A 13688-nucleotide genomic window follows, 5' to 3' on the forward strand; every position below is an offset into this window, starting at 1 on the left:
GCGCGGGGGGGCGCGGCGGGGGGGGGGGGGGGGCGGGGGGGGGGCGCCCCCCCGGGCGGCCCCGCGGCCCCCCCCCCGCCCGGGGGGGGGGGGGGCGGCCCCCCCGCCCCCGCACCCCCGCCCGGCCCTCGCGGAACCCCCCGCCAGCACAAGGAGATATGTCATGCACCTGCCACGCATGAGCCGCCGCGGTTTCGGCGCCGCCGCCCTCGCGGCCGCCGCCCACCCCCTCTTCGCCGGTCCCGCCTTCGCCGCGGACGCGCGGACCAGGGGCGAAGAGCTCCACCACGCCCCCGCCGAATGGGAGCCCCACTCCGCCTGCGTCATGGCCTGGCCCTGGGACCGGACGACCGGATGGGGCGCACTGCTCGGCGACGTCCAGGACGAGGTCGCCGGCATCGCCCGGGCCGTCGCCCGTTTCGAACCGGTCGTGATGGTCGCCGAACCCGGACAGGCGGCCCAGGCGCGGGCGCGCTGCGGCGGCTCGGTCACGGTGACCGAGTACCCCGTCAACGACTGCTGGGCCCGCGACACGGGCCCCGTCTTCACGGTCAACGACGCGCGGACCCGCTCGGCCGGCCTCGACTTCCGCTTCAACGGCTGGGGTGAGAAGTACCCGTACGACAAGGACGACTTCCTGCCCGTCGGCGTCTGCTCGTACCTGGGGGTCCCCCGGCGGCCCGTCGACATGGTCCTGGAGGGCGGGTCCGTCATCACCGACGGCCAGGGCACCCTGATCACCACCGAGGAGTGCCTGCTGCACCCCAACCGCAACCCGGGAATGACCCGCGCGCAGATCGAGGCCACGCTGCTGGCCTCGTACGGTGCGAGCAAGGTGATCTGGCTGCCGTACGGCCTGGCCGGCGACGACATCACCAACGGACACGTCGACCTCGTCGCCGCCTATCTCGGGCCCGCCAGGCTGCTGCTGCACACCCAGCCGGACACCGCCAGTCCCAACCACGACCGGATGGCGGCCAACAAGGCCGTGCTCGACGCCGCGACGGACGCGCTGGGGCGGCCGTTCCAACTGGTGGAACTGCACCACCAGCCCCACTTCCGGCACAACGGGCTGATGGTGCGGACGTTCAGCTACACCAACTACTACGAAACCAGCGGCAACGTCGTGGTACCGACGGCGGGCGAACCGGCGGACGCCCCGGCGCTCGCGCAGTTCGCCGGGCTCTTCCCGGGCCGCCAGGTGGTCGGCGCCCCGGCCCGCACCCTGGCCTGGGGCGGCGGAGGCGTCCACTGCGTCACACAGCACGTCCCGCGCCTGCACTGAGCCGCCGCACGGCACCTCCGTGCCGGCAGCTGCCGCCGGTGTCCGGTACGAGCCGGCGGACGGCCTGCTGACGCTTCCCCCACGGCACACCGTGCGCGAAATATGAAATGAGCCGACTTGCGATCAGGATTTCGGAGTGTTGCGCTGGAATATGCGGGGGGGAAGGGCCAGATGATCCGGGCCCGAATGGGTTGCAGTCAGCCGAAGTAGGGGGACGGCGCGTCGTGTGACGACGGGATACCCGGCGACGCGACCCGCCATCGGAGGTTCACGATGACGCAGGTCTCTTCTGCCCGCATTCCGCTACGCCAGATCATGGCCGTGCTCTTGACGGCCGCCCTGACGTTCTCCCTTTCGGTGGTGCTCACCGTCACCGCGACAAAGGAAGCAGCCGCCTTGTGCTCCGCCAACCGGTTCAACGGAACGTGGCGCTCGTCCGACGCGAGGCTGAAGCGTATCGACGTATGGCAGGGACAGGACTGCCATCTGTACGCCAGGGCCTGGTCCGTCTGCAAGAACGACTCGTCGCGCATCTGCAGCTGGGGAAACAGGAGAATGGGAGACAGTCCCGAGCCGAACTTCCAGTTCGTCGGATACAACTGGAACAACGCCGATGAGGTGCTGCACCTTCGGATGCAGGACAGGTCTCGCATCTCGGTGTGGGACAGCACCGACTACCACAACGGTAAGAAGGTCAGCTTCACGGTCATGATGCACAAGAGCGGTTGAGCCCGCGAAAGGCAGCGACTCCGCCGCGCCGCGCCTGGACGAGACCCCCTGCCAGGACAGGTGGGGGGTCTCGCCGCTCGTCCCCCGTCCCCCGTCCCCGACTGAGGGCCACTGGTCCTCCTCATGGTCCCGCTACGACAGATGGCGGGCGAAGAAGGTACCCACCCGGCGTCGCAACTCGGCGAGTGTGACGACGGGGTCGCCGGTGCCGATGAGCCCGGCCCGCGCTGACGCTGTCACAAGACCGGCGTTCTGAAGCCGCGCGACGAGCGAGCCGTAGTCTGTGAACGCCCAGTGGTTCGCACCGGCAAGCAGCACGCGGCGGCCGGGAAGGCTCGCCCAGGAGGATTCGATACGGGCGGCGCCCTCGAATCCGTCGGTGCGGAACATCGGCAGCGGCCAGTCGACTTCGGCCGGCGTCGGGTAAAGGTCGAGATGGCCTTCCAGGTTCGCCACAGCGCCGACCCGGCGGTCGTGACGGGCAGGACACCCCGGGCCGTCCCGCAGTCCTGACCTACCCGGCCGGTCCCGGGCTCCCGCCCACTGCGGGGCACCCGGTCGAGGCGCTGGCCGCTGTCCTGGGCCGCACCCGGCTGAACGCCCCGCGCCTCCTCGCCGAGCCTCACACCACGACGTCCCTGGCCCGCGCCCTCCACGTCGGCAACGCGACGGCCTCGTCCCACGCGGCGGCGCTCAGATCGGCGGGCATGGCGACGACGACCCGCACAGGCCGCTCGGTCACCCACCGGCGCACGGCCCTCGGCACGCTGGTCGCGGGCGCCTTACCGGTCGGGCCGCGGTCCTGAAGCCCTCGGCGCGTAGGTCTTGGTGGCCGTCGGGCAGGGCTCCCTCGTCGGCACCACCGAGGAACTCGTAGCCGGCGAAGCGGGGACGCTGGTTCCCGGGGAGGGGCGGGTGCTCCTCACCGCCGAGCGCAGGAGGCGGATACGGCCCGTTCCCGGCCTCAACCCGCGTCGGCCGCCCTGCGCATCTCGGCCACGTCCAGCTTCTGCATCCGCAGCATGGCGGCCGTGGCGCGGGCGGCGCGGTCCCGGTCCTCGTCGTCCAGCAGCTCGATGGCGCCGGGCGGGACGACCTGCCAGGAGACTCCGAAGCGGTCCTTGACCCAGCCGCAGGCGGACTCCCGGCCGCCGTCCCTGGTCAGCGCGTCGTAGTAGTAGTCCGCTTCCGCTTCGTCGGAGCAGTGGATCTGGAAGGAGACCGCCTCACTGAAGTGGAACTCGGGGCCGCCGTTGAGCGCGACGAACTTCTGGCCGTTGATCTCGAACTCGACGACCAGCACCGATCCGGCGGGTCCCGGGCCCGCCTCGGTGTAGCGGGAGGTCCGCAGGATCCGGCCGCCCTTGAAGACGGAGAGGTAGTAGTCGGCGGCCGCTTCCGCCTCGCCGTCGAACCACAGACACGTGGTGAAGCCCTGGGTTGTCATGGCTGCCTCCGGACGGGGTGGGTGAGGGGGATGGAACGCCTTCCCTCACATACAGACCGGTCCCGCGCCCGAAATTCATCGTGGGCGCGGGACCGGTCCGTACGTTCACCCGTGCGGGCTACATCTCCAGCATGCGGTCGACGACCCGCTCGGCGGCCCGGCCGTTGTCGAGGTCGCAGAACTCGGCGCGGAAGGCGGCCCGCGCCGCGGCGTACTCGGCGCCCACCGCGTCGGCGTTGCGCACGGCCTCGATCAGGCTCGCCGAGTCCGCCAGCAGCGGGCCGGGGGCCTTCTCCTCCAGGTCGAAGGTGAAGCCGCGCAGGGTGTCGCGGTAGTGCTCGAGGTCGTACGTGAACAGCAGGATCGGGCGGTCGGTCAGCGCGAAGTCGAACAGCGCCGAGGAGTAGTCCGAGATCAGGACGTCGGCGACGAGCAGCAGGTCCGTGGTGTCGGGCCAGCGCGAGACGTCGACGGCGAAACCGTCGCGCACCCCGTCGCGGAGCTGCTCGTTCACCCGGTAGTGGCCGCGGACCAGCAGCACGTGGTCCTCGCCCAGCTCACGGCGTGCCGCGTCCAGGTCGATGCGCAGGTCGAGCTTGTAGCCGCCGCTGAAGCCCTCGCGGTTCTCGCGCCATGTGGGCATGTACAGGACGACCTTCTTGCCCTCCGGCAGGCCGAGGCGACGCCGGACCTCCGCGATCCGCTCGGCGTCCGGGCGCACGAGGGCGTCCGTGCGCGGGCTGCCGTACTCGACGACCTCGCCCTGGTAGCCGAGGGCCCGCTTGAGGACGGAGGTGGCGTAGGAGCTCGGGGAGGCGAGCAGCGTCCACTGGGCGCTGTCGTGCTCCAGGCCCTCCAGGACCTCGGGGCTGGTGTAGTAGTCGTGCGTGTAGTCGTAGCCGATCTGCTTGATCGGGGTGCCGTGCCAGGTCTGTACGACGGTCTGGCCGGGGCGGCGCGTGAAGTGCCGCGGCACGCTGTCGTTGACGACGTAGTACCGCGCGCGGGCCAGCACCTCCCAGGCCTCCAGGCTGTCGTACTGGACGGCGCGCGCGGTCGGCGGGACCTCGGCCCGGCCGTCGCGGACCAGCCAGATGTGCTCCAGCTTCTCGCCCCGGCGCAGCAGTTCCTCGTGGATGGCGCGGGGGGAGTCGCCGGCGGCGTGGCCCTGGAAGGTGTCGTAGACGACCATGTCCTTGACCGGCAGCCGGCGCTGGGCCGGGTAGGTCTCGTCGCGGGCGATGCGCTGGGCGTGGCGGGAGCGGTCGCGCGGGCTCAGCAGCGGGTCGCTGACCAGGACCATGCGGTCGCGCAGGCGGGCTTCGATCCGCATCCGACGGCCCAGGACCGTGACGGCGTGCGGGCCGGAGCCCAGGGCGGGCGCGATCAGCTGGAGGGGGGCACCGCGGTCGACGCCGAGGAGGCCCGCGGTGGTGCCGCCCTGCGCGACCGGGCGCAGGGTGGGCCACCAGCGGCCGTGCGGGATGGTGGTGCGGCCGGCGTAGGGCTCGGGCAGGACGGGCTCGAAGGAGGCCTCGAAGCGGTCGCCGTCACGGGTGACGGGGTAGCAGAACTCCGTGCCGTGCTGGTCGTGGAAGACCAGTTCGTACGCTTCGTCCGCGTCGGCGTCCGGAGCGACGAAGGTGCCGCTCAGGGTCAGGGTGCCGTCGCGGGCGGTGACGGTGTCGACCAGCGGCGGGGTGGGCTGGACGGAGAGGACGAGCTCTCCGCTGATCCCGCGCTTGGCGAAGACGGCGCGCTCTCCGGCGGTGCCGGGCAGCGGTACGGCGATCCCGGCGAAGCCGCCGCGCTCGTCGTGGGCCAGGGGGTGGCTGGTGCCGTCGGCACGGACCACGGTGAGGTTCCACGGCTCGGGGCTCCAGCCGCCGGGCTGCGTCTCGGCGGCCGGCACGGCGGCCAGCTCGGCGAGCGGGACGACCGCGGTGAAGGCGGTCCGGCCGCCGGCGGTGGTGGCACCGGTGGTCAGCGGGACGCTGAAGGAAGTACCGGTCAGGGCGTGCTGGGCGTGCAGGGTGGCGCCGGCACCGACCTCGGCGGCGAGCTCGCCGACCAGTTCGAGGTCCTCGCCGTGGCGGCGGACGTCCAGGGCGCGGGCCCGGACGATCTCGACGCGGATGGTGAGGGCGCCCGCGACGGTCGGCAGGATGCGGACGTCGGGGGTGGCCCAGTGGGTGGGCGGGGTCATTCCGCTGTCGTGCTCGCCGCCCCTGAGGCGGGCCCGGTGCAGGCCTCCGGCCCCGGTGACGGCGATGGAGGTGGTCCATACGCCTTCGTGCCACTTGCCGCCCGACTGGAAGGCGGTGGGGTCGACGACGGCGGTGAAGCCGGCCCAGTCGGCGTGCCGCAGGGCGAGGTGCGGGGTGTTCACGGTGGCCATCGGGGAGGCGACGGTGCGGGCGCTGACGACGGTGCGGCGGCGCTTGCCCTGCTCGCGGAAGACCAGCATCTTGCGCGAGCCGAGGCGGCTCTCGGCTCCGAGGTGCCCGGGCACGGCGTAGCCGCGCAGCAGCAGCTTGCCGTCGCTCCAGGCCGCCTGCTCGAGGCGGCTGACGACGCGACGCTCGCGCGGGCCGAGGGTCAGCAGCTTGGGCGGAACCGGCGCCTTGAGGAAGGGGTAGTCGGCCTGCGGGCGGGCCAGCCCCTTGACCGGCACGCTGTAGCTGTAGTCGCTCTGGTGGCGCGTGAGGGCGATGAACTCCTCGACGCGGCCCTCGCGGGCCAGGTAGGCCTTGAGCCGGTCCGCGACCGTCAGGTCGTTCCAGGGCCCGGTGCCGATCTCCCGGATGAGGCCGCCGACCTCCTTGACGAAGGCGGCGCGGAAGTCGGGGCCGCCCTCGCCGACGTACTTGTAGATGAGGGGCAGTTCCTCGCTGAGCACGTTGTGGTCGTACTCGCGCAGGTAGCGGGCGTACTTCTCGCCCGGCTTGGCGAGCAGGGCCTCGCGGACCAGCCGTACCGAGGTGACGCGGTCGATGACGGAGACCGGGTCGGTGGAGCGCTGGGTGATGGAGCGCTCGCCGGTCTCGCGGACCCGCCAGTGGTAGACGACGTCGCTGATGACGTCGACGCTCTTGGCGAAGTAGTGCGCGGGGATGCTGACCGGTGCGTCCTCGTAGAGGATGCCTTCCGGGTACTGGAAGCCGTGCTCCTCCCAGAAGCCGCGGCGGTAGACCTTGTTCCACGCGGTGCGGTCGGTGACCAGCGGGGGGAACTTCGAGATGTGGGTCTTGGGCCGGTCGTTCGCGAATGCGACGCGGTGGCCCCAGGACTGCTGCATGCCGACGGAGCGGAAACGGGTGACGTTGCCGGCCGCGAAGTCGGAGCCGGTCTCGTCCAGGGAGTCGATCATCCGCTGGTAGGCGTACGGCGGCATGGTGTCGTCGCTGTCGACGAAGGCTATGTACTCACTGCCCGCCGCCGCATGGCGGAAGCCCACGTTCCGCGCGGCACCGAGGCCGGCGTTCTCCTGGAGGACCACCCGGAACCGTTTGTCACGCTCAGCGAAGGCCTTGGCGATCACCGCACTGGTGTCGGTGGACCCGTCATCGACGATCACGACCTCGAAGTCGGCGAACGTCTGAGCTGCTATGGATTCCAGGCACTCGTCGAGATAGAGCTCGACGTTGTAGACGGGTACGACGATGCTCAGGCGCGGGGGCATGGGTGACGGGTTCTCCAGCGTTTATGGCTTTATCGACGGGCTCGAAGATCAGCTGATTACAGCATCTTACTCTGTAACAGGATGATAAAGTCCACCCATCCCGGACATATCCCCAGGTCCGCCGGGGCGGACGGCAAAGAATTCCGCCGCCCGCCACCGCACCGTCACGGTCCCGAGGCCCCCGTCAGATGTCGAGATCGGCTTCGATCTTCTTCAGCTGCAGCCGGGCCATGGCCAGGTTGGCCCGGCCCCGGTCGAGGGCGAGGTACAGGAAGAAGCCCTCGCCGGACCGCCCCTTCAGCAGCCTGATCAGGTGGTACTGGTTGCCGAGCGTGATCAGGATGTCCTCGATCTCGTCCTTCAGGCCGAGCATCTCCATCGTGCGGACCTTGGCCCGGACCACGTCCGTGTTGCCCGCGGCGGCCACCGCCAGGTCCAGGTCCTTGCTCCCGCCGACGGTGCCGAGGGGCATGCCGCTGCCGTAGTCGACGAGGGCCGCACCGAGGGTGCCCTCGATGCCGGCGGCTTCCTTGAGAGCGGTCTCCACATTGATCATGGGATTCTTCCTCTTTTCTGCAGTCGCCCGCACCGAGACGGGCCGGGGGATTCGCTTTCGCGTCTTACTTGTTTGCTCTCGAGAACGTCAGGGGTGCTCAGGGGCGTGCTCCGGGAGGACGGCTCCCGCGGGCGGCGCCTCGGCGCCGCGCCGGCCGAGGCCGTGGTCCAGCAGCTCGGTGATGCGCAGGGTGGAGCGGCGGGCCTCCAGGTGGAGACGGCCGACGTTGACGCGCGGCTCCGCGATCAGGGTGAGGACGGCCGAGTCCCCCGCGGCGTAGGTGGCGACGTACCCGTGCTCGCCGCGCACGAGCAGTTCCCGGAAGCCGCCCTGCCCGGTGCAGTCGCTGAGCCGCTGGGCCACGCCGAGGGCGGCCGCCGTCAGCGCCGCGAGGGACTCGGCCTCGGCGGCGGCGCTCTCCTGGGCAAGCACCAGGCCGTCGGCGCTGGCGGCGAGCACCCCGGTGAGCTGGGGTACGCGGGCCCGCAGCCGCCGGAGCTCGGCGAGTACGTCGGCTTCGGCCCCGGCGGGCAGCATCGGTGGGCTCATGTCGGCCTTCCTCTCTCCGGGCCGCCTCTCCTCGGACTGCCTGCGCTCGGAGCGGTCGGCTCGCAGGACCGGTCGCAGCGGGAGCCTCACAGGCTTGCCTCCAGTGCGTCGCGTAACCGGCGGAGCAGTGCCACGTCCGGGGGGTGGGCCTGGGTCATCCAGTCGGGCAGGGGTGCCGGGGCCGGCGCGGCGGGCGGCGCCGTGGTGTGGGGGGTCTCGACGAGGCCCGCGGCCGCGAGTCTTCGTACCTCGAGCAGGGTGTGGAAGGCCGGCCGGCCCAGCACCCACGCGAGGTCGGCGGGGGTCCGTACGCCGTCCGCCTGTTCGAGCAGGAACCTTTGCCGGGCGGTGACGGTCTGCCCCGGGGCGGCCGCCCTGGGCACCACCGGGGAGACGTCGAGCAGGGGGTAGGGCCACACCGCGTCCAGCAGCTCGCGGCGGCGGGCGGTCTCCCGTTCCACGGCGGCCGCCGGAACCGAGCGGACCGGGCCGATCCAGTGGGTGGCGCCGCGGCGGAACCGCGAGGGGCCGCTGCCCGGGGAGAGCGCGAAGAAGGCCGCGTCGAATATCGCCGCGAGGTGGCATATCTCCAGTTCGCCCCCGGCCAGCCGGCCGTTGTCGACGAGGAAGCGGCCCACCTGGCGGCGGGCGCCGGCCTCGTTCACGGCCTCGGTCCAGCGCTCGGGGGCCAGACCCCCGCCAGTGGTGAGCAGGACGTCGAGACCCGGAGTGGCGGGGCTCTCTGCGTGCACGACGCGGCCGTCCTCCAGGAAGAGGGTGCCCCGGTCGCGCAGCAGGGCTCCGGTGGCGCGTTCGGCGGCGAGCCGGGTGAGCAGCGGGGAGACGGCGGTGGCGGTGGTCATCTCAGGACCAGTCCTTCGGCGAGGGCGCGGAGTCGGTGCCGGGCGAGGGCGAGGTTGCCGTCGGTGCGGTCGAGCCACAGGTGGAGGAAGACGCTGCTGTCGAAGCTCGTATCGACGAAGCGCAGCACGTGGTAGCCGGTGCGCGTGGTGACGATCAGGTCCTCTACGGGCGGGCCGGGGGCGCCCGCGTCGTCCGGCCCGGGCGCGAAGGACTCGTACTCGGCTGCCGCGCGGGCCAGTTCCGCGGTCTCGGCGGCTGTGGTCTCATGGTCGCCGACGGGCGAGTCACCGGCGGTGCCGAGGGCCAGCCCGCTGCTCCAGTCGACCAGCGCGGCGCCCCGCGCACCGGGCAGGGCCATGGCTTCGAGCAGGCATTCGTCGATCCCAGGCACCGCGGGCTCCCCTCCCGGCCGGACGTGCTGTTCGCACGGTCGTACGGCGTGACAGAAGGGAACTTACTCAAGTTCCACAGTGCGAAAAGGGGTTCTGGCATTTTCCGCTGGAACATGCGTGGTAGGGCGTGACAGCTTGGCCGGAACCCGTCCGTTTTTGATCAAGACTGGGAATCGGGACATCCGGCACGGGACCGTGCGGCTCGGCCGTTCGCGCCGCTCAGCCCGCGGAGCGCTCCGGGAGCAGCCGCTCCACCATCACCCCGAGGAGGTCGTCGACGGGGTGGGCTTCGAGCAGGGCCGGGATGGTGAGGTCGTCCACGATCAGGCCCTGCATCGCGAGGTAGAGCAGCACCACGCCCGCCCGGTCCCCGGGCAGGCCCGCGTCCAGGTGCCAGGCGATGTTCTCCTCCAGCTCGGCGGCGAGGAACGCGGAGAGCTCCGCCTGGAGTTCGGGCCTGCGGGTGGCCTCCAGTCGCAGCTCCAGCACGGCGGTGTGCACGCTGCGCTCGCGCCGGATCCGCCCGAGCAGCCGGCCGAGCAGCACCTTGGTGTCGAGGGGGCCGGCCAGCTCGTCGGGGCCGGGGGTGAGGCGCTCACGGGTGCGGTGCAGGATCTGCACCAGCAACTGACCCCGGTTGGCGAAGTAGTTGGAGGCGGTTCCGGTGGGCACCCCGGCCTCGGTGTCCACGGCACGCAGGGTCAGGCCGCGGGAGCCCTCGCGGGCCAGGACCTCGATGGCGGCGTCGAGGAGGGCGGCTCGGCGCTGCGGATTCTGGCGCATGACGGTTCCCGGGGTTTGCGGCGGCTGGGCGCGTACTCGTGAGCACTGCACCCACAGTACTCAGCACACGCTAGCGGACCAGCGCCCTCCGGGCCCTCCCCACGGTCCCCTCCCCCGTGCCACCCTGCCCGTCATGGACCGGATCATCGAGGAGATACGCGAGGACCTGGGCCGCCGGATCGCCGTCGCGGCGGACCTGCTCACCGACCGGACGCTGACCGGGGATCCGGCCTGCGCCGCCCTGACCGGGCGGGCCGAGCTGCGCGAGCGGATCCACCGCACCCTCCATCAGGCCGTCGACGGCCTGGTGCGCAGCTCCCGGGGGCTGCCCGTCGAGCTGTCCGGCGCCCGCGCCACCGGAACCCTGAGCGCCGGTCAGGGACTGCCGCTCGACTCGCTGCGGCGCACCTACCGGTACGGCGGACGGCTGCTGTGGCAGAGCCTGATCGAGGCGGTGACCGCGCACGACCGGGCGGCACTGCCGCGGCTGCTGCCCGCGGCGGGCACCCTGTGGGACGTACTGGACCAGATGACGGAGGCCGCCTCGGAGGCGTACCGGCTGGCGGAGGCCGGGCGGGGCGCGCGCGAACGGGAGCGCCGGGCCGCCCTGCTGGACGCGCTGCTCGACGGCTCGGGCCCGGTGGCGGAGGCGGCCGCGCGGCTGGGGCTGCCGGAGCGGGGGCGGTTCGCCGTGGTGGTGCTCGGCCCGGACTGCGCGGGCGGCCCGGCCCGGCCCGACGGCGGACCGGAGGCGGGACCGGACTCCCCGCGCCTGCTGTGGCGGATCCGGGCGGACGGGGAGACAGGCCTCGCCGACCTGGGCCACCACCCGCTGGAGTCCCTGCGCCGTCTGCTCGCCCCGCTCGCCGTCCGCGCCGGGGTGAGCCCGGTGGTCGGGACCCCGGCCGAGCTGGCGGGGGCCCGCCGGCTGGCGGCCCTCGCTCTGCGCGCCGAGCAGCCGTCCGCCGCACCCGGCGCCGCCCTGCTGGACGAGCGGCTCCCGGCTGCGCTGGTGGCGGCCGATCCGGAACTCGCCGCCCGGCTGCGGCAGGTGGTGCTGGGGCCGGTGCTGGAGCTGCCGACGGAGGACGCCCGGGTGCTGCTGACCACGCTGGGCACCTGGCTGGCCTGCCAGGGCTCGACCACGTACGCCGCGCAGCGGCTGTACTGCCACCGCAACACGGTCTCCAACCGGCTGCGCCGCCTGGAGCGGCTCACCGGCCGCGCGCTCTCGGACCCGGCGCACGTGGTGGAACTGGCCCTGGCACACGCGGCGGCGGCGCAGGGCCCCTCCGCCGCCGGGACTACTCCGGCCGCGCCGCCGGGGCCCGCGGTTCCTGCCGGGCCGACTCCAGCAGGTACGGCACGTCGATCACCGCGACCCCCGGGGTGAACAGCAGTCGTGCCTTCAGCCGCAGCGCGTTCTGGTTGTGCAGGGGCTGCTCCCACCAGTGCCCGACGACGTACTCGGGGATCACCACCGACAGCGCGTCCGTCCCCTCGGCGGCCGCCGCCTCCTCGATGTACTCCATGACCGGCCCGGTCACCTCCCGGTAGGGCGAGTGCAGCACCGTGAGCGGGATCCCCGGGTCGAGTTCCGTCCAGGCCTCCCGCAGGTGCCGGGAGTCCTCCTCGTCGGCGGCGACGGAGAGGGCGCTGAGGGTGTCGGGCCGCAGTCCCTGGGCGTAGCCGACGGCCTTGAGCGTCGGGGCGTGCACCTGGGAGACGAGGACGACGACGTGGTGGCGGGAGGGTCTGCGGGGTCTGGCACCCGGGGCGACGGCCACCTGGCGGGCGACCTGGTCGTAATGGCGGCGCACCCCCTTCATGCCGAGGAAGAGGGCGGGCATCGCGATGACGACCAGCCAGGCACCGTGCGTGAACTTGGTGATCAGGACGATGACCAGGACCAGGGCGGTGAGGGCCGCGCCCACGGCGTTGACGGCGAGGCGGCGGTGGATGTGGACGCGTTCGGGCCGCGGCGTGGCGGGGGAGGCGAGCTCGCGCCTCCAGTGCCGGACCATGCCGGACTGGGAGAGGGTGAAGGAGACGAAGACTCCGATGATGTAGAGCTGGATGAGGCGGGTGAGCTGGGCGTCGAAGGCGACGATCAGCGCGACGGCGGCGAGCGCCAGCAGGACGACGCCGTTGGAGTAGACGAGGCGGTCGCCGCGGTTGAAGAGCTGACGGGGCGCGTACCGGTCCCTGGCGAGGATCGAGGCCAGCATCGGGAAGCCGTTGAAGGCGGTGTTCGCGGCCAGGACGAGCACGCCGGCGGTGACGGCCTGGAGCAGGTAGAAGAGGAAGTGCCAGCTCCCGAAGGTGGCGCGGCCGATCTGGGCGAGCGCCGTGGACATGGGGGTGCCGGGGGGCAGGCCCAGTTCGGTGGGGTCGGCGGCGGAGTGCACGCGGTACGCCATGGCGAGGGCGGTGATCCCGGCGAACATGGTCACGGAGAGCAGCCCCATGACGGCCAGGGTGGTGGCGGCGTTCCTGGCCTTGGGCTTGCGGAAGGCGGGGACGCCGTTGCTGATGGCCTCGACGCCGGTGAGGGCCGTGCAGCCGGAGGCGAAGGCGCGCAGGGCGAGGAAGACCACGGCGAGGCCGGTGTAGGTACCGGCGGCGGTGATCGGGAGGTCGGCGGACTCGGCCCGGATGGTGTCGCCGGTGGCGAGCCGGACGGCGGCGACGGCGAACATCACGTAGACGACGAGGACGAACCCGTAGGTGGGGACGGCGAAGACGCGCCCCGACTCCCGTACGCCGCGCAGGTTCATCAGCGTCAGCAGCACCACGAAGCCGACGGACAGGAGCACTTGGTGGTCGCTGAGGGCGGGGACCGCCGAGGTGATGGCGGCGACCCCGGAGACGACGGAGACGGCGACGGTCATCACGTAGTCGACGAGCAGGGCGCTGGCGGCCGTGAGGGCGGCGGTCGGGCCGAGGTTCTCGCGGCTGACGACGTAGGCGCCCCCGCCGCCGGGGTAGGCGTGGCAGGTCTGCCGGTAGGAGGCGATGACGACCACCATCAGGAAGACGATGGCGGCGGCCGCGTACCAGGCGAGGTGGAGCAGGGCGGCTCCGCCGAGGGCGAGGATCAGCAGGATCTCCTCGGTGGCGTAGGCCACGGAGGAGAGCGGGTCGCTGCAGAAGATCGGCAGCGCGAGCCGTTTGGGCAGCAGGGTCTCGCCCAGGCGCGCGCTGTCGAGTGGCTCGCCGACCAGCACGCGTTTCGCATGGATTCGCCTCATTCCGGCATGATCATCGATTTAGGCCGGATATCGGGCGTTACAGGTGCTACGTGGCTGTGTCCGGGCGCGGAGCGCTACGCCGAACGGCCCAGTGGGGTCCCGCGCGGGCTCCGCGCCGCCGACCGCGCGGCGGCCGGGGCGGACGGGGCG

The 13688-nt window shown here is 72.5% G+C and carries 12 protein-coding genes; 3 read left to right on the forward strand and 9 right to left on the reverse strand.

Annotated elements, in window-relative coordinates; genetic code table 11:
• The first annotated feature begins 163 nt into the window (after positions 1–163).
• Both ACFY7H_RS11170 and ACFY7H_RS11175 read left to right on the forward strand, forming a co-directional pair.
• On the forward strand, positions 164–1285 hold the full coding sequence (locus ACFY7H_RS11170) for an agmatine deiminase family protein (protein ID WP_388936446.1): 1122 nt from the start codon (positions 164–166) through the stop codon (positions 1283–1285).
• A gap of 273 nt (positions 1286–1558) precedes the next feature.
• Positions 1559–2014 (forward strand): hypothetical protein, encoded by a 456-nt coding sequence (locus ACFY7H_RS11175; protein WP_388936448.1) that lies wholly within the window; start codon positions 1559–1561, stop codon positions 2012–2014.
• 132 nt (positions 2015–2146) lie between these two features.
• Here the strand turns inward: ACFY7H_RS11175 and ACFY7H_RS11180 are convergent, their stop codons facing one another.
• The 8 genes from ACFY7H_RS11180 to ACFY7H_RS11215 form a co-directional block, all read right to left on the reverse strand.
• Positions 2147–2470, reverse strand: coding sequence for a hypothetical protein (locus tag ACFY7H_RS11180; protein ID WP_388936451.1), 324 nt, complete (start codon positions 2468–2470; stop codon positions 2147–2149).
• A 508-nt stretch (positions 2471–2978) separates the two neighbouring features.
• On the reverse strand, positions 2979–3461 hold the full coding sequence (locus tag ACFY7H_RS11185; RefSeq protein ID WP_388936454.1) for a VOC family protein: 483 nt from the start codon (positions 3459–3461) through the stop codon (positions 2979–2981).
• A 118-nt stretch (positions 3462–3579) separates the two neighbouring features.
• Complete coding sequence (locus ACFY7H_RS11190) at positions 3580–7143, reverse strand: CDP-glycerol glycerophosphotransferase family protein (RefSeq protein WP_388936457.1); 3564 nt, start codon at positions 7141–7143, stop codon at positions 3580–3582.
• Between the two features lie 184 nt (positions 7144–7327).
• Positions 7328–7699, reverse strand: a complete 372-nt coding sequence (locus ACFY7H_RS11195; protein ID WP_388936460.1) for a hypothetical protein — start codon at positions 7697–7699, stop codon at positions 7328–7330.
• An 87-nt stretch (positions 7700–7786) separates the two neighbouring features.
• Complete coding sequence (locus ACFY7H_RS11200; RefSeq protein WP_388936463.1) at positions 7787–8248, reverse strand: roadblock/LC7 domain-containing protein; 462 nt, start codon at positions 8246–8248, stop codon at positions 7787–7789.
• Positions 8249–8334: 86 nt separating this feature from the next.
• Complete coding sequence (locus ACFY7H_RS11205; RefSeq protein ID WP_388936465.1) at positions 8335–9111, reverse strand: transcriptional regulator; 777 nt, start codon at positions 9109–9111, stop codon at positions 8335–8337.
• Positions 9108–9503 carry a hypothetical protein gene (locus tag ACFY7H_RS11210; RefSeq protein WP_388936467.1) on the reverse strand — a complete coding sequence of 132 codons (396 nt, stop codon included), beginning with the start codon at positions 9501–9503 and terminating at the stop codon, positions 9108–9110. The genes ACFY7H_RS11205 and ACFY7H_RS11210 overlap by 4 nt, the downstream gene beginning before the upstream one ends.
• A gap of 220 nt (positions 9504–9723) precedes the next feature.
• Entirely contained in the window at positions 9724–10287 is a 564-nt protein-coding gene (locus tag ACFY7H_RS11215) for a TetR/AcrR family transcriptional regulator (RefSeq protein WP_388936469.1), read from the reverse strand.
• Positions 10288–10420: 133 nt separating this feature from the next.
• Between ACFY7H_RS11215 and ACFY7H_RS11220 the strand changes: the two genes are divergently transcribed.
• A complete protein-coding gene (locus ACFY7H_RS11220; protein WP_388936471.1) occupies positions 10421–11680 on the forward strand; it encodes a helix-turn-helix domain-containing protein in 1260 nt (419 codons plus the stop codon).
• Here ACFY7H_RS11220 and ACFY7H_RS11225 read toward each other — a convergent pair.
• On the reverse strand, positions 11592–13538 hold the full coding sequence (locus ACFY7H_RS11225) for an APC family permease (RefSeq protein ID WP_388936473.1): 1947 nt from the start codon (positions 13536–13538) through the stop codon (positions 11592–11594). The two genes, ACFY7H_RS11220 and ACFY7H_RS11225, sit on opposite strands and share 89 nt — an antisense overlap.
• Between the last annotated feature and the right edge of the window lie 150 nt (positions 13539–13688).

Source organism: Streptomyces sp. NPDC012794, from assembly GCF_042901085.1.
In the GTDB taxonomy this organism is placed as follows: Bacteria; Actinomycetota; Actinomycetes; order Streptomycetales; family Streptomycetaceae; genus Streptomyces.